Annotated in this window: 15 protein-coding genes; 11 read left to right on the top strand and 4 right to left on the bottom strand. The window is 71.7% G+C overall.

Annotated features, from left to right (window positions below):
- Positions 1-24 precede the first annotated feature (24 nt).
- Positions 25-2,961, bottom strand: a complete 2,937-nt coding sequence (locus ACFY01_RS34650) for a tetratricopeptide repeat protein (protein WP_390739724.1) — start codon at positions 2,959-2,961, stop codon at positions 25-27.
- The gene (locus ACFY01_RS34645; RefSeq protein WP_390739723.1) at positions 2,958-4,826 is read right to left on the bottom strand and encodes an HSP90 family protein; all 1,869 of its coding nucleotides are present in this window, start codon (positions 4,824-4,826) and stop codon (positions 2,958-2,960) included. Before ACFY01_RS34645 ends, ACFY01_RS34650 begins: the two co-directional genes overlap by 4 nt.
- A gap of 174 nt (positions 4,827-5,000) precedes the next feature.
- Here ACFY01_RS34645 and recG point away from each other — a divergent pair, with 174 nt between their 5' ends.
- From recG to mutM, 8 genes are all read left to right on the top strand, one after another.
- Entirely contained in the window at positions 5,001-7,220 is a 2,220-nt protein-coding gene (gene recG, locus ACFY01_RS34640) for an ATP-dependent DNA helicase RecG (protein ID WP_390739722.1), read from the top strand.
- Positions 7,221-7,266: 46 nt separating this feature from the next.
- Positions 7,267-7,854 (top strand): 16S rRNA (guanine(966)-N(2))-methyltransferase RsmD, encoded by a 588-nt coding sequence (gene rsmD, locus ACFY01_RS34635; RefSeq protein WP_390739721.1) that lies wholly within the window; start codon positions 7,267-7,269, stop codon positions 7,852-7,854.
- 26 nt (positions 7,855-7,880) lie between these two features.
- Positions 7,881-8,360, top strand: coding sequence for a pantetheine-phosphate adenylyltransferase (gene coaD / locus ACFY01_RS34630; RefSeq protein ID WP_390739752.1), 480 nt, complete (start codon positions 7,881-7,883; stop codon positions 8,358-8,360).
- A 98-nt stretch (positions 8,361-8,458) separates the two neighbouring features.
- A complete protein-coding gene (locus ACFY01_RS34625) occupies positions 8,459-9,544 on the top strand; it encodes an ATP synthase F0 subunit B (protein WP_390739720.1) in 1,086 nt (361 codons plus the stop codon).
- 134 nt (positions 9,545-9,678) lie between these two features.
- Positions 9,679-10,329 carry a YceD family protein gene (locus ACFY01_RS34620; RefSeq protein ID WP_390739719.1) on the top strand — a complete coding sequence of 217 codons (651 nt, stop codon included), beginning with the start codon at positions 9,679-9,681 and terminating at the stop codon, positions 10,327-10,329.
- A gap of 2 nt (positions 10,330-10,331) precedes the next feature.
- A complete protein-coding gene (gene rpmF, locus ACFY01_RS34615; protein WP_003951102.1) occupies positions 10,332-10,505 on the top strand; it encodes a 50S ribosomal protein L32 in 174 nt (57 codons plus the stop codon).
- A gap of 7 nt (positions 10,506-10,512) precedes the next feature.
- Entirely contained in the window at positions 10,513-11,343 is an 831-nt protein-coding gene (gene rnc / locus ACFY01_RS34610; protein ID WP_390739718.1) for a ribonuclease III, read from the top strand.
- A gap of 77 nt (positions 11,344-11,420) precedes the next feature.
- A complete protein-coding gene (gene mutM, locus ACFY01_RS34605) occupies positions 11,421-12,281 on the top strand; it encodes a bifunctional DNA-formamidopyrimidine glycosylase/DNA-(apurinic or apyrimidinic site) lyase (RefSeq protein ID WP_390739717.1) in 861 nt (286 codons plus the stop codon).
- Here the strand turns inward: mutM and ACFY01_RS34600 are convergent.
- Positions 12,254-12,655, bottom strand: a complete 402-nt coding sequence (locus ACFY01_RS34600; RefSeq protein ID WP_361811680.1) for a helix-turn-helix domain-containing protein — start codon at positions 12,653-12,655, stop codon at positions 12,254-12,256. The two genes, mutM and ACFY01_RS34600, sit on opposite strands and share 28 nt — an antisense overlap.
- A 109-nt stretch (positions 12,656-12,764) precedes the next feature.
- Between ACFY01_RS34600 and ACFY01_RS34595 the strand changes: the two genes are divergently transcribed.
- Positions 12,765-13,349, top strand: a complete 585-nt coding sequence (locus ACFY01_RS34595) for a flavodoxin family protein (protein ID WP_390739716.1) — start codon at positions 12,765-12,767, stop codon at positions 13,347-13,349.
- A gap of 21 nt (positions 13,350-13,370) precedes the next feature.
- Here ACFY01_RS34595 and ACFY01_RS34590 read toward each other — a convergent pair whose 3' ends face one another.
- Entirely contained in the window at positions 13,371-14,462 is a 1,092-nt protein-coding gene (locus ACFY01_RS34590) for a CAP domain-containing protein (RefSeq protein ID WP_390739715.1), read from the bottom strand.
- A gap of 170 nt (positions 14,463-14,632) precedes the next feature.
- Between ACFY01_RS34590 and ACFY01_RS34585 the strand changes: the two genes are divergently transcribed.
- Together ACFY01_RS34585 and ACFY01_RS34580 are read left to right on the top strand one after the other, a co-directional pair.
- Positions 14,633-14,914, top strand: a complete 282-nt coding sequence (locus ACFY01_RS34585) for an acylphosphatase (RefSeq protein WP_390739714.1) — start codon at positions 14,633-14,635, stop codon at positions 14,912-14,914.
- Between the two features lie 383 nt (positions 14,915-15,297).
- Positions 15,298-15,501: a hypothetical protein gene (locus ACFY01_RS34580; RefSeq protein ID WP_030048901.1), complete on the top strand. Its 204-nt coding sequence runs from the start codon at positions 15,298-15,300 to the stop codon at positions 15,499-15,501.
- The last annotated feature ends 106 nt before the right edge of the window (positions 15,502-15,607 follow it).

Genomic DNA, 15,607 nt, shown 5'->3' with positions numbered 1-15,607 from the left:
AATGACCGCGCGGGGACGTACCTCCTACGACTCCGGGTCCGCCGGCAGCGCGTCCAGCAGCTGCTCCGCCTCCGTCCGCCGGGCCCGCACGGCCTCGTCCGCGTCGTCCGCCCCTTCGTACGCCGCCAGCACCGCACGCGCGCGTGCCACCGCGTCCGCCGGGCGGCTCAGGTCCGCCTCCAGCCAGCCCGCTGCCAGTTCCGCGCCGGTACGGCTGTGCAGGGCGTCCGCGCCGAGCGAGGCGAACACCGCGACCGCCCGTGCCATCTGGGCCAGCGCGTCCTCGAACGCGGCCTGGACCGCGGCGTCCCCGGCGTCCTGGGGCACCGAGCGGGCCAGCAGGTCGCCGTACTGCCGGTGGGTGTGAGCGAGTTCGGCGCCGAGCCGCTCCCGGGCCTCCGCGTCGTCGGCCGACTCCAGCGCCCGCCCGCACTCCCGGACCGCGTCCCCCATCAGCTCCCGGGCCCCCTCGAGCCCGGCCTCGGCGCGCAGCGCCAGCCACGCGCGGGCGCGCAGGCTGCGGACGAGGCCGTGGACGTTGCCCAGGGAGCGCCACAGCTCGCCCGCGCGCGTATAGGCCTGGTCGGCGTCGGCGGGCAGCCCGGCCTGCCCGAGGGACTCGGCGGCGAGGTGGGCGAGGGTGGCGTGGTCCTGCTGCTCGGGCCAGTGCCGGGCGATCTCGGCGGCCTCCAGCCGGTGCTCGGCGGCCTCCCGGTGCTCGCCCAGTTCGCTCAGACAGTCCCCGATCCACCACCGCGTCTGCACGATCGCGCCGTCGCCGTGCGTCTCGGCGCTCAGATCGGCCAGTGCCGACTCCAGCACCTCGGCGGCCTCGGCGCACCGCCCCTGCCGCAGCAGGAAGCCGCCCAGCTGGTGCCGTGCCCAGGCGCCGAGCGTGGCACCCTCGCCGGCCTCGTCGGCCCAGTGCGCCGCCTCCAGGGCGTGCTCGGCCGCCTCCCGCACGTCGTCCCGGCCGCCGACCACCTCCGCGAGCTGGAGGTGCAGCTGGGCCCGCCCGATCGCCTCCACATGGGGGCCGCCGTGCTCCAGGGCCGCCCGCAGGGCCCGCTCGGCCTCCGCCATGTCGCCCTGCGCGTGGGCGAAGGCGGCCACCCGGACCTCGTACTCCACCGCGAACCACGGCAGGCCCGCCTCCACGAACTGTCTCGTGGCCCGGCGGAAGAGGTTCGCGGCCGTCTCGACGTCTCCGGAGTGCTCCGCGAGCTCCGCCAGCATCGCCCGCGCCTCGGCCGCCCGGGACGCCAGCCGCACGTCGCCCCCGACATGTCCGTCGACGAGCGCCAGCAGCTCCCGGACCGCCCGCCCGACGGCCTCCCCCGCGCCCTGCGGGTCCTCGTGCAGCCGGCGCATCAGGATCCGCGCCCGGCTCATCAGCACCGACGCCGCCTGCCGCACGCCGGTGGTGTCCTCGGCGTAGAGGGCGAGGACCTGGTCGTACGGCTCGGCGACCGCCGCGAGCGCCTCGTCGACCTGGCCCGCCAGGGCCCGTGCGTAGGCCGCACGCGCGCGTGCCGCCAGCGCTTCCCCGGCGTCGCCCGCTTCCGCGTACAGCTCGGCGGCCCGCTCGAACAGCTCGACGCCCTCGGGGCCCCGGCCCATCGCCTCGTGATCGACGATCTCCGCGCGGTCCCGTGCCGCCAGCTCGGCGCCCCCGATGCCCTCGGCGGCCTGCGCGACCGCCGCCCACGCCTCGAGGGCGTGCGGCTGGAGGGAGTCCGACAGCCGCCGGGCCTCGGCCAGCAGCGCGGCCAGGTCCGGCTCGTCGGAGCCGGCGGCCGTGACCGGGGGGACCGGCGCGACCGGGCGGGCCACCGCGGCCGGCGCGGCCGTGGTGCGCACCCCGAGCGGCAGCCGCTCCACCAGCGGGCGCTGGGCCATGCGTTCGCGGGTGCGGTCACCGACGTACGTGGTGCCGTTGCGCAGGTCGAACCGCCCGGCCAGATCGAGGGCCTCCGCGCGCGCGTGGGCGGCGAGTTCCCGCGCGGTCCACACCTGCCCGGCCGGGCCCGGGACCCGCTGCTCGCCGAGCCCCAGCTCGGTCAGGCGGTCCATGAGCAGCGCCACCACCGCCATGAAGTCCAGGCGGCTGCGCGGATGTCCGGTGTCGGTGAAGTAGGCCGGCCGCTCGGCGAGCAGTTCCAGGCCGCGTGCCTCGTTGCCGGTGAGCGCGCAGAACTCCACATGGTCCGCGTACGCCCCGCGCATGCTCTCCATCGGCCGCACCAGCCGGAAACCGCGCAGGTGGTGGGCGCGGGCCTCGTCCACGCGGCCCAGCCTGAGCAGCGGCGTGAGGGAGGAGGCGAGGACGCTGTGGGGCTCGTGGGCGCAGCTGTACTCGCCCTCCAGGACCGGCCGCCACAGTTCGAGCGCCTCGCTGTCCCGCCCGCGTTTGATCTGCCACGTGCCCTGCCCGTGCAACTCGCAGGCGTGGCAGTCGGCCATCCGGTCCCGGTCGGCGGCCAGCCAGGCCGCGTAGGCCCGTTCGGCGCGGTCCAGGTCGCCGGTGTGCGCGGCGACGCTGAACTCGGCGCTGCGCACGGCCCGTTCGGAGTGGCCGGCGAGCCGGTAGCGGTGCTCCATCTCGCCGAGCCACTTCTCGATCGAGGCGAGCGGCACGTGCGGCTGGTCGAGCATGCCGGCCGACACCCACTTGAAGACCCAGTGCAGCGAGTGCGTCTCGTACTCGTCGAAGTCCTCGGGCCGTTCGTCCCAGACGCGCAGCAGCCGCGCGAACGGGACGAACATCTTGTCCTTCTCGGAGCTGTAGTTGTAGACCTTCAGCTGGTGCCCGAGCGCCTCGATCACCGCGAGCGGGATGTTCAGCTTCTCCGCCTCGGCGAGCAACTGCTCCGCGCGCGCGTTGCGGGCCGGGCCCTCCGGCTGCTCGGAGTTCTCCGCCATCGCCCGGCGCAGCGCGTCGAAGTCCGTGATCCCGGTCATCGGTGACCGTCCTCCCCGTGTGCGGGATCCCCGGGTGCGGGATCCCCGTGTGTGGCCCACTCCAGGAGGCCGATGAACGCGCGGTTGAGCAGCGCGGAGTCCGCGGGCCTCAGCGGCCGCTGCGCCATCAGCAGCGCCTGCCCGTACAGCGACTCGGTGGCGGTGCCGATCAGCTCGGGATCCTTCAGGGAAGCGATCCGCCGGATCAGCGGGTTGAGGTGGTTGAGCACCAGACGCGCGCGCGGCGCGCTGCCGCGCAGCGAGCCGAGGATGCCCGCCCACAGGTCGTCGGCCTGGGCCTCCGCCTCCGCGCGGGCCTGCTCGTGCCGAGCGTCCCGGTCGTCCAGGTGCAGCGCGGGCACCGAGAGGGGGTGGAAGGCGCGCAGGACCACGTCGCACCCCAGCGGATCGAGTTTCGCCCGCGCCGCGGCGAGGAAGCCGGACAGGGCCAGTTCCTCCGCCGGGTCGACCGAGTCCAGGTGGGCGGTCACGGTGTCCGCGTCCAGCTCGGCGACCACCGTCCCGGGGCGCACCGACGGCAGCGCCTCGACCAGTTCGCTGTCGTAGGTGTAACCGCCGTTGACCACGCCGACGCCCTGCGCGGAGGCGATCGGCGCGACCTGCCGGTACTCCTCGACCGTGCGCGTGAAGTGGACCACGGGGTGGCGCTGCGCGAACTCCTCCAGGGACAGCTGCCCGTCGGTCGTCTCGAACGGCAGCCACGGCAGCATCGTGCGCAGCATGTCCTTGTCGTGCCGGGCGAGGGACTTCACCCCCAGGTGGTGCACCGACAGGAAGGCCGCCAGCCGTTCCGGATCGCCCGCCGCCAGAGCGGTCAGCCAGGACCGAATCCTTTCGCCGAGCGCCTCCCGTACGGCGGCCAGCGTCTCGTCCTCGTACAGCGACTCGCGCGAGGCCGTGGGCCTGAGGCTGTCGGTGTCCAGGACGCAGCGCACGAAGAACGCCCAGTCCGGCAGCAGCTGTTCGGCCCGCTCGGTCAGCAGCATGCCCTTCAGGTGCACCCGGTGGGTGGCGCGCTGGGCGGGGCTGACCGCGGAGGGCAGCACGTACGCGACCCCGCGGATCCCGGCCAGCGGCACGTCCAGCTCGATCGAGTCCAGCGGGGTGAAGCCGAACGTCTCGTGGCAGTGCCGGGCCAGGGCCACCCGGCGGGTGGCGGGGGAGGGGTAGGGGCGGTCCCAGGGCGCGGGCAGGTCGGTGACGGCCTCGTCGCCCACCCGTACGTCGTAGGGCAGCAGCGAGCCGAAGTCCCGTGCCAGCGTCAGGACGCGCTCGGGCGAGAGCCACTCCCCGGCGCCGGCCCGTGCGGTCAGGTGCACGGTGGTGCCCGGCTCGGGCCGGGCCTCGTCGGGCAGCGTGCGCACGGTGTAGGAGCCGTCGTCGCTCGCCGTCCACTCCACGGGCGGCGCGTCGGGCGTACGGGCGCTGCGGCTGACCACCCGGATGCGCTCGGCGACCACGAAACAGGCCAGCAGGCCGATGCCGAACTGGCCCAGGAAGTCGGAGCGGGCCTCCTGCAACCCTTCGGCGCGCTTGGAGCTGCGGCCGATGGTCGCCAGCAGGCTGTGCACGTCCGACTCGGTGAGCCCGACGCCGGTGTCCTCGACCCGCAGGGCGGCGCCCGAGCGGGAGTCCGTGTACAGCCGGACCCGCGCCGGGGCGTCGGGCTGTTCGGCGCGCCGCGCGGTGATGGCGTCCACCGCGTTCTGGAGCAGCTCGCGCAGGTAGACCTTGGGGCTGGAGTAGAGGTGATGGGAGAGCAGGTCCACCAAACCACGCAGGTCGACCTGGAACGTATGAGGTGACTGGGATGCCTGGGATGACTGTGGGGTCTGGGAGTCCATCGTCGCAGCGCCGCCGGTGGGGGGACTTCGCGACGGCGCGGGGGTCGGGCGGTCCCTTGGTTGGGGAGGTGACCGCGGGGGGATGGCCGGAACGCGCCATCCTAGAGCGCGAACAGCCCGCCTGACCAGGACTTTCCCGAGACGTATACGGCGATGTCAGTGCCGTGGTGTGCAATGGATCTCGTGCCCGCACTGGAAGAACCACTGAAACAGCCGCTGAAGTCAGTGCTTGGCCCCGCCACCGCGAAGGTGATGGCCGAGCACCTCGGCCTGCACACCGTCGGCGACCTGCTGCACCACTACCCGCGCAGATACGAGGAGCGGGGCCAGCTCACCCATCTCGCCGACCTGCCCATGGACGAGCACGTCACGGTGGTCGCCCAGGTGGCCGACGCCCGCCTGCACAGCTTCGCCTCCGCCAAGGCCCCGCGCGGCAAGGGCCAGCGCCTGGAGGTGACGATCACGGACGGCAGCGGCCGGCTCCAACTCGTCTTCTTCGGCGCCGGCGTTCACAAGCCCCACAAGGATCTGCTGCCGGGCACACGCGCGATGTTCGCGGGCAAGGTGTCCGTGTTCAACCGGCGACTGCAACTGGCCCATCCCGCGTACGAGTTGCTGAAGGGCGACAGCGAGGAGACCGTCGAGACCTGGGCCGGGGCCCTCATCCCCATCTACCCGGCCACCGCCAAGCTGGAGTCCTGGAAGATCGGCAAGGCGATCCAGACGGTGCTGCCCAGCGCCCAGGAAGCGCTGGACCCGCTGCCCGACCCGCTCCGTGAGGGCCGCGGACTGGTCTCCCTCCCCGAGGCCCTGCTGAAGATCCACCGCCCGCACACCAAGGCCGACATCGCCGACGCCCGCGCCCGCCTCAAGTGGGACGAGGCCTTCGTCCTCCAGGTCGCCCTGGCCCGCCGCCGGCACGCCGACGCCCAGCTCCCGGCGGTCGCCCGCGAGCCGCTCCCCGACGGCCTGCTGACCGCCTTCGACGACCGGCTGCCCTTCACCCTCACCGAGGGCCAGCAGAAGGTCTCCCGGGACATCTTCGACGACCTCGCCACCGAACACCCGATGCACCGGCTGCTCCAGGGCGAGGTCGGCTCCGGCAAGACCCTCGTCGCCCTGCGCGCCATGCTCGCCGTCGTCGACGCCGGCGGCCAGGCCGCCATGCTCGCGCCCACCGAGGTCCTCGCCCAGCAGCACCACCGGTCGGTCACCGAGATGATGGGTGAGCTCGCCGAGGGGGGCATGCTGGGCGGCGCCGAGCACGCCACCAAGGTGGTGCTGCTCACCGGCTCGATGGGGGCCGCCGCCCGCCGTCAGGCGCTGCTCGACCTCGCCACCGCGGAGGCCGGGATCGTCATCGGCACGCACGCGCTGATCGAGGACAAGGTGCGGTTCCACGACCTCGGACTGGTCGTGGTCGACGAACAGCACCGCTTCGGCGTCGAACAGCGCGACGCCCTGCGCGGCAAGGGGAAGCAGCCACCGCACCTGCTCGTCATGACCGCCACGCCGATCCCGCGCACGGTCGCCATGACCGTCTTCGGCGACCTGGAGACCTCCGTCCTCGACCAGCTCCCGGCCGGCCGCTCGCCGATCGCCAGCCATGTCGTCCCGGCCGCCGACAAGCCGCACTTCCTGGCCCGCGCGTGGGAGCGGGTGCGCGAGGAGGTGGCGGGCGGCCATCAGGCGTACGTCGTCTGCCCGCGCATCGGGGACGAGGAGGACGACCCCAAGAAGGCCCAGAAGAACAAGTCGCCGGAGGACGAGGCCGAGAAACGGCCCCCGCTCGCGGTCCTCGACGTGGCCGAGCAACTGGCGAAGGGCCCCCTTCAGGGCCTCAGGGTCGAGGTGCTGCACGGCAGGATGCATCCCGACGACAAGGACGCGGTGATGCGCCGCTTCGCCGCCGGGGAAGCCGACGTCCTCGTCGCCACGACCGTCATCGAGGTCGGCGTGAACGTCCCGAACGCCACCGCGATGGTGATCATGGACGCCGACCGGTTCGGCGTGTCCCAACTCCACCAGCTGCGCGGCCGCGTGGGCCGTGGCTCGGCGCCCGGCCTGTGCCTGCTGGTCACCGAGATGCCCGAGGCGAGCGCGGCCCGCCAGCGGCTGAACGCCGTCGCCGCCACCCTCGACGGCTTCGAACTGTCCCGCATCGACCTCGAACAGCGCCGCGAGGGCGACGTCCTCGGCCAGGCCCAGTCCGGCGCCCGCACCAGCCTGCGGGTCCTCGCCGTCATCGAGGACGAGGAGATCATCGCCGAGGCCCGCGCGGAGGCGGCGGCTGTCGTCGCGGCCGACCCGGACCTGGAACGGCTGCCGGCACTGCGCACGGCGCTGGACGCCTTGCTGGACGAGGAGAGGGAGCAGTACCTGGAGAAGGGCTGACAGACTGGGAGCGGCCACCATCCGCGCACACCGACAAGGACCCGAGATGACCCGCGTGATCGCCGGCGCAGCCGGCGGACGCCGCCTGGCCGTCCCGCCAGGGAACGGCACCCGCCCCACATCGGACCGCGCACGCGAGGGCCTCTTCTCCACCTGGCAGTCCCTGCTCGGCGGCCCCCTGGACGGCGAACGCGTCCTGGACCTGTACGCCGGTTCCGGTGCCGTCGGCCTGGAGGCCCTCTCCCGCGGCGCGGGCCACACCCTCCTCGTCGAGTCCGACGCGCGGGCGGCCCGCACGGTCCGGGAGAACGTGAAGAACCTCGGCCTGCCCGGCGCCGAGGTCCGGGCGGGCAAAGCCGAACAGATCATCCGGTCCGCGGCACCCGCGGAGCCGTACGACCTGGTCTTCCTCGACCCGCCGTACGCCGTCACCGACGACGATCTTCGCGAGATCCTGCTCACACTCCGCACGCAGGGGTGGCTCGCGGCGCAAGCCCTCGTCACCGTGGAGCGCAGCACCAGAGGCGGTGAATTCCACTGGCCGGACGGCTTCGAGGCGATCCGGGCCCGTCGCTACGGCGAGGGAACGTTTTGGTACGGTCGCGCCGCCTCTACGTGCGAAGACGCACGATGACCGGACCGGAGAGCGAGGGATCACTAGTGCGCCGCGCCGTCTGTCCCGGGTCGTTCGACCCGATCACCAACGGACACCTCGACATCATCTCCCGCGCCTCCCGTCTCTACGACGAGGTCTACGTCGCGGTGATGATCAACAAGGCCAAGAAGGGCCTGTTCGAGATCGACCAGCGGATCGACCTGATCCGCCAGGTCACCGCCGAGTACGGCAACGTGGTCGTCGAGGCCTTCCACGGCCTCCTCGTCGACTACTGCAAGCAGCGCGACATCCCCGCCATCGTCAAGGGCCTGCGCGCCGTCAGCGACTTCGACTACGAGCTCCAGATGGCCCAGATGAACAACGGACTGTCGGGCGTCGAGACGCTCTTCGTGCCGACCAACCCCACCTACAGCTTCCTGTCCTCCTCCCTCGTCAAGGAGGTCGCGACCTGGGGCGGGGACGTCTCCCACCTGGTGCCGCCGGAGGTCCTGGAAGCCCTCCGCGAGCGCCTCGGCAGGGACTGACGGGCTGACAACCCGTCACCCGGTGTCGGACCGCCACCCAGGGGCCGTACAGTCGTCCCGTCCGTCTCCAACACAGCTGTAGAGAGTGGCGAGCAAAGGTGGACGTCCAGAAGAAGCTCGACGAGATCGTCACCGCGGTCTCCGGCGCCCGGTCCATGCCCATGTCGGCCTCCTGCGTGGTCAACCGCGCCGAGCTGCTCGCGCTGCTCGAAGAGGTGCGCCAGGCCCTGCCCGGTTCCCTCGCCCAGGCCCAGGAGCTGATCGGCGACCGCGAGCAGATGGTCCAGCAGGCCCACCAGGAGGCCGAGCGGATCATCGAGAGCGCGCACGCCGAGCGCGGCTCCCTGATCTCCGACACCGAGGTCGCCCGCCGCTCCCAGGCCGAGGCGGACCGGATCCTGGCCGAGGCCCGCAAGGAGGCCGAGGAGGTCCGCGCCGAAGCCGACGACTACGTCGACTCCAAGCTCGCCAACTTCGAGGTCGTCCTCACCAAGACCCTCGGCTCGGTCGGCCGCGGCCGCGAGAAGCTGCTCGGCACCGGCCCCGGCCTCGACGAGGACGGCTACGAGGACGAGGACGCCCCCGAGCGCAGCCACGACCCGGAGACCCTGCGCCGCGACGCCGACGCCTACGTGGACGCCAAGCTCGGCGCCTTCGAGGCGGTCCTCGCCAAGACCCTGGAGGCCGTCGGCCGCGGCCGCCAGAAGCTGCACGGCCGCATCGCCACGGACGACCTCGGCGCCCTCGCCGAGGACCCCACCACCCGGCAGCACTCCAGCGACGCCGACTACCTCGCCGACCTCGCGGCCCTCGCCGAGCAGGACGCCCAGGCCGAACAGCCGGCGCAGCAGCAGCCGCAGCAGCCCCAGTCGCCCTACGAGCAGCAGCCGGCCTACGGATACCAGCAACAGCCCGACCCGTACGGCGGCTTCCCGCAGCAGCACGGCTACGGCCAGCAGGACCCGTACGGCTACCAGCAGGCCGACCCGTACGCCGCCTACCAGGGCTACGACCAGCAGGGCGCCTACGACCCGCACCAGGTCCAGCAGCCCCACCAGACCCACGAGCCCCACCAGACCCACGAGCCCCAGCAGGGCTACGCCCTCGACGAGACCAGCCTCTTCGACACCAGCATGATCAGCGCCGAGCAGCTGCGGGCGTACGAGCAGGAGCGCGGCCTGTAGCGACGGCCCCGATTGGGCTGTCAGCGAAAGGTCCAGTATCCTGGCTCTTCGGTCGCGTGCACGTCCGCGATCAGCGCTGCCCCGGCGACACCGTCCGGGCGGCGTCCCTCTGAGCTCGAAGATCGAAAGCAGGAATGGCCTCCAACGCGCGCCTAGACCACCGCAACCCCCTCGTGTTCGACACGCACGAGCTGGGACGGCGTCCTGGTGCCATGCAGCGCCTGACCCGCACGATCGACGCCCCCAGGGACTTCGGTGTCCAGGGAGTCATCGGAGTGCCGGAAGGCGCCCCGGTGGAGCTCGAACTCCGGCTCGAGTCGGTCATGGAAGGGGTGCTCGTCACGGGCACCGCCCGTGCCACGGCCGAGGGGGAGTGCGTAAGGTGTCTGGAGCCGGTCGGGCTGGAGCTCGAAGCGGCCTTCCAGGAACTGTTCACGTACCCTGACGCCGACGACCGGGGCCGTGTGATCGCGGAACCGGGCGACGACGCCGAGGACGACGAGGACAGGTTCTTCCTCGAGGACGGACTTTTCGACCTCGAACCTCTGCTGCGCGATGCGGTGGTGCTCGCACTGCCGATGCAGCCGGTGTGCCAGGAAGACTGCCCGGGCCTGTGCTCCGAGTGCGGAACACGGCTCGCGGACGACCCGGACCACCATCATGACGCCGTCGACATCCGTTGGGCGGCTTTGCAGGGACTCGCCGGCACCATGAAGGACGGCGAGAAGGACGAGATGAGCGGCGCTGACGCGGAAGCGGGCGTCGACGAGAAGCAGGAGAAGTAGCCGTGGCTGTTCCGAAGCGGAAGATGTCGCGCAGCAACACGCGCCACCGCCGGTCGCAGTGGAAGGCTGCGGTCCCCACCCTGGTTGCGTGCGAGCGCTGCCACGAGCCCAAGCAGCAGCACATCGCGTGCCCGTCTTGCGGCACCTACAACAAGCGCCAGGTCCTCGAGGTCTGAGCGGCTGGTGAGAGGTGTGATGTCTGATCCGAAGGAAAACACTTCCCGTCCACGCGCGGGTCGTCCGGCGGACAACACGGCCTCGTCCCACACGCTTCTGGAAGGGCGGCTCGGCTACCAGCTCGAGTCCGCCCTTCTGGTGCGTGCTCTGACCCACCGGTCCTACGCGTACGAGAACGGCGGTCTGCCGACGAACGAGCGGCTGGAGTTCCTCGGTGACTCCGTCCTCGGCCTCGTCGTCACGGACACGCTGTACCGCACCCACCCCGACCTGCCCGAGGGCCAGCTGGCCAAGCTGCGGGCCGCGGTGGTGAACTCGCGTGCGCTCGCGGAGGTGGGCCGCGGTCTCGACCTGGGTTCCTTCATCCGGCTCGGCCGCGGTGAAGAGGGCACGGGCGGCCGGGACAAGGCGTCCATCCTTGCCGACACCCTGGAAGCGGTGATCGGCGCGGTCTATCTCGACCAGGGCCTCGATTCGGCGTCCGAGCTGGTGCACCGGCTCTTCGACCCGCTGATCGAGAAGTCCTCCAACCTCGGAGCCGGCCTGGACTGGAAGACCAGCCTCCAGGAGCTCACCGCGACGGAGGGACTCGGCGTGCCCGAGTACCTGGTCACGGAGACCGGCCCTGACCACGAGAAGACCTTCACTGCTGCCGCCCGCGTCGGAGGCGTCTCGTACGGCACCGGCACCGGCCGCAGCAAGAAGGAAGCGGAGCAGCAGGCCGCCGAGTCCGCGTGGCGGTCCATCCGGGCCGCGGCGGACGAGCGCGCCAAGGCGACGGCCGACGCCGTCGCCATCGACGCGGGCGCCGACGACGAGGCATCCGCTTCCGCCTGACAGGCAGAAACAGCAGAGCGCCCGCCCCGCCCAGGGGCGGGCGCTTCGCTCATCACCGGTTTTCCACAGAGGTCCCGATGCCCGAGTTGCCCGAGGTAGAGGTCGTACGGCGTGGCCTGGAGCGGTGGGTCGCCCACCGTGCCGTCGCCGACGCCGAGGTGCTGCACCCGCGTGCCGTACGCCGCCACCTGGCCGGTGCCGACGACTTCGCGCACCGGCTCAAGGGACACCGCGTGGGCACGCCCAGCCGCCGCGGGAAGTATCTGTGGCTGCCGCTGGAGGACACCCGGCAGGCGGTGCTGGCGCACCTCGGTATGAGCGGGCAGCTGCTGGTGCAGCCGGACACCGCCGAGGACGAGAAGCACCTCAGGATCCGCGTCCGCTTCGCCGACGCGCTCGGCACCGAACTCCGCTTCGTCGACCAGCGCACCTTCGGTGGCCTCTCGCTGCACGACACCACCCCCGACGGCCTGCCGGACGTCATCGCGCACATCGCCCGTGACCCCCTCGACCCGCTGTTCGACGACGAGGCCTTCCACCAGGCGCTGCGCCGGAAGCGGACCACCATCAAGCGGGCCCTGCTGGACCAGTCGCTGATCAGCGGTGTCGGCAACATCTACGCGGACGAGGCGCTGTGGCGCGCCCGTCTGCACTACGAGCGCCCCACCGGCACCTTCACCCGCCCCCGCACCGCGGAACTCCTCGGCCACGTCCGTGACGTGATGAACGCGGCCCTCGCCGTGGGCGGCACCAGCTTCGACAGCCTCTACGTCAATGTGAACGGCGAGTCGGGCTACTTCGACCGCTCCCTGGACGCGTACGGCCGGGAGGGCCTGCCCTGCGGACGGTGCGCGACCCCCATGCGCCGCCGGCCGTGGATGAACCGCTCCAGCTACTTCTGCCCGAAGTGTCAGCGGGCGCCGCGCGTGTCGTCGTAGCGCTCGCGGGCCTGGAGTACGTCGTCCATCCGGCCCTCCACACAGTGGATGAGGTCCAGCAGCCGGGTCGCCACCTCGCGGCCCAGCGGCGTCAGTTCGTAGTCCACGCGGGGCGGGTTCGTCGGCTGGGCCTCGCGGTGCACCAGGCCGTCGCGCTCCAGCGCCTGAAGCGTCTGGGACAGCATCTTCTCGCTCACGCCGTCGACACGGCGGCGCAGTTCGTTGAAGCGCAGCGAGCCCTCGTGCAGCGCGCCGAGGGTGAGTGAACCCCAGCGGCCGGTGACGTGCTCCAGGGTGCCGCGCGAGGGGCACGCCTTCGCGAACACGTTGTAGGGGAGGTTCTGCTCCTCCGCGCTCTCCTGCGTGACGGTCATGTGTTCAAGCGTACTCGAAGGCAGCGCTAACCGACAGGTTGCACTATCCAAAAGTTAGTGCTTTCCTTTCGTTACTGCAGTTGAGCTGCCTATTCGAGGAGTGACCCCAGTGACCACCCCTGTTGTCTCCATCGCTTACCACTCCGGTTACGGCCACACCGCCGTCCTCGCCGAGGCGGTCCGCGCCGGTGCCGCCGAGGCCGGCGCCGAGGTGCACCTGATCGACGTCGAAGGGATCACCGAGGAGCAGTGGGCGCTGCTCGACGCCTCGGACGCGATCGTCTTCGGCTCGCCCACCTACATGGGCACGGCGAGCGGCGCCTTCCACGTCTTCGCCGAGGCGACCTCGGGGCGCTGGGCCACCCAGGCGTGGCAGGACAAGCTGGCGGCCGGCTTCACCAACTCCGCCTCCAAGAGCGGTGACAAGCTGCACACGCTCCAGTTCTTCCAGATCCTCGCCGCGCAGCTCGGCATGCACTGGGTCGGCCTCGGCCTGCTGCCCGGCTGGAACAGCTCCACCGCCTCCGAGAACGACCTCAACCGCCTCGGTTTCTTCCTGGGCGCGGCCGCCCAGACCAACGCCGACGAGGGTCCGGACGCCGTGCACAAGGCCGACATCGCGACGGCGGAGCACCTGGGGCGCCGGGTGACCGAGACGGCACGGGCGTTCACGTCGGGGCGCGCCGCCGCGTGACGGCGGCCGGGCAGCCGGCTCCTAGTAGCCGAAGTCCTGCGTCCACCAGGGCCCGCCGGACCCGTAGTGGACACCGACCCCCAGGGTCTTGAAGTCGCAGTTCAGGATGTTGGCCCGGTGGCCCGGGCTGTTCATCCAGGCCTCCATCACCGCGGCCGCGTCCGCCTGGCCCCGCGCTATGTTCTCGCCGCCGAGGCCCGTTATGCCGGCCTTGGCGGCGCGGTCCCACGGGGTGGCGCCGTCGGGGTCGGTGTGGTCGAAGAAGCCCCGTGCGGCCATGTCCGAGCTGAAGGACTCGGCCAGCTCGGACAGCGAGCTGTTCGCCGACAGGGCGCTGCAGCCGACCTTGGCCCGCTCCTCGTTGACCAGCTTCAGCACCTCCGCCTCGGCGGCGGCCTCCGCCGACACCGTCACCGGCGCGGAGGTCTTCGCCGGGGCCTTGCCGGCCGGACGGCTCGGGGTGGCCCTGGACTGGGAGGGGATCTTGGTCTGCGGCTTCTTCGCGGGCGCCTTCGTCGGCGTCGGCGTCGGGGACGCCGGCGCGGAGGCGGACTCGGAGGCCGAGGCCGACGGGGAGTGCGAGGCGGACGGGCTCGACGGCGAGGTCGAGCGGTCGCTGTCACGGCTGGTGGCGGACCCGCCGGTCCGGCCGTCGGTGGCGGTCGCGGAGGTGCCGCCCTGCTCGCTCGCCGTGTTGCTGGGGGAGCCCGCGGCCTGCACCTTGTCGCCGCCGGCGCTGGTGCCGCCGCCGAGCCGGTAGTTGTCGAGACCGGGTACCGCGCCGGTGGCCACCGCCACCGTGCCGAGGGCGACCGCGGCGGACACGCCCAGCAGACCCGTACGCACCGGCGTCGCCGCCCGCTTCTTCCTCCGGCGGCCCCGCGACGGCCCGCCCGACGGGGTGTACCCGCCCTCCGGGAAGACGACCGTGCCGGTGCTGCGCGCGTAGTCGTCGTCCGTGGCGTACAGGTAGTCCTCGGACTTCCGGTGGGAGTCGGCGTACGCCTCCGGGTTCAGGTAGGGCGCGATGCCCATGGTGGCGCGGTCACCGGCGTACGAGTCCTGCGGTTCGCGGCCGCCCGTGCCGGCGGCGGCGCGTCGGTGGCGTCCCATGTCCTGGCCTTCCTCGTCCCTCACGGTCAACCCCGCTCATACGATCTTGAGGGTCAACCCGACTCACTCCATCGAGTGAGTTTCATATGAGATTCATTGGGTGAGGACGGTACTCCATGGCGCCCGGGGGCGAAGTGTCCCGAGAGACATTGGCCGGTTAGGTTGCACCCATGAGCGAGGATGTACGGCTGGTCGCCTGGGTGCGTGGACGCGTGCAGGGCGTGGGATTCCGCTGGTTCACGCGGGCCAGGGCGCTCGAGATCGGCGGCCTGAGTGGTTTTGCTCTCAATTTGGCGGACGGGCGGGTCCAGGTGGTCGCCGAGGGCTCCCGCGAAGCCTGCGAAGGGCTGCTGAAGTGGCTGCAAGACGGCGACACGCCCGGACGCGTGGACGGTGTCACCGAGATCTGGGACACACCTCGTGGCGGCTACGAGGGCTTCGCCGTCCGCTGACCCCGTTCCGTACAGAGCCGCAGGCCGAAGCGGAGGGATGTGCCACGGGCACCTGCCCCGAGCAGAAATGGGCTGGTAGTTGCCAAGAACCGCTTGCCGTGGCAGGCTCCGCACGTAAAGATGATCGCCACGCCCCGAGGGCCCCGCAGGAGTCGCAGCGTCGCCGCTTTCCGGCCGCGCGAAGCCGGGTTGCCCGCCAATCCGGGGCGTGATCGTGTTGACCGTCAAACTTTTTGGTGAGACGCTGAAAGCCCCGCGCACCTTAGCTGTTTGGCATGTAGCAATAGCAGAGCAACACTCGAGTGTGCCAAGCACTCCGGGTGCGAATCCCTCACGACCCACCACCGATTCGGTCGGTCACTCAGTGTGGAGGACCATCCATCATGGCAAAGGCGCTTCTCGGTTACGTCGGCGGCTCCGACCCTCGACTCCTTGCCGAGATGCGACGGCTCCAGCAGCGCGTACAGGACCTGGAATCCGAGCTCGGACGGATCCAGGCGGAGAACGACGCGCTGACGGCTGCCGCTTCTCACGACAGGATCATGGAGAGCATCGACGCACACCAGGCGGAGCCTGCGCTCACCTGATCGCTGCATCGCTTCACGACAGCACACGCAGTGGTTGGGCTGCCCGTATCAACCGCTTGAGTTGTCAGAGTTGCAAGGGACGCTTCGGCGTCCCTTCTTTCTTGGC

This window comes from Streptomyces sp. NPDC001480 (assembly GCF_042894725.1).
Classification (GTDB): Bacteria; Actinomycetota; Actinomycetes; order Streptomycetales; family Streptomycetaceae; genus Streptomyces.
The sequence above is the reverse complement of the archived record's forward strand: the minus strand, read 5'-3'. Positions and strand labels throughout refer to the sequence as shown.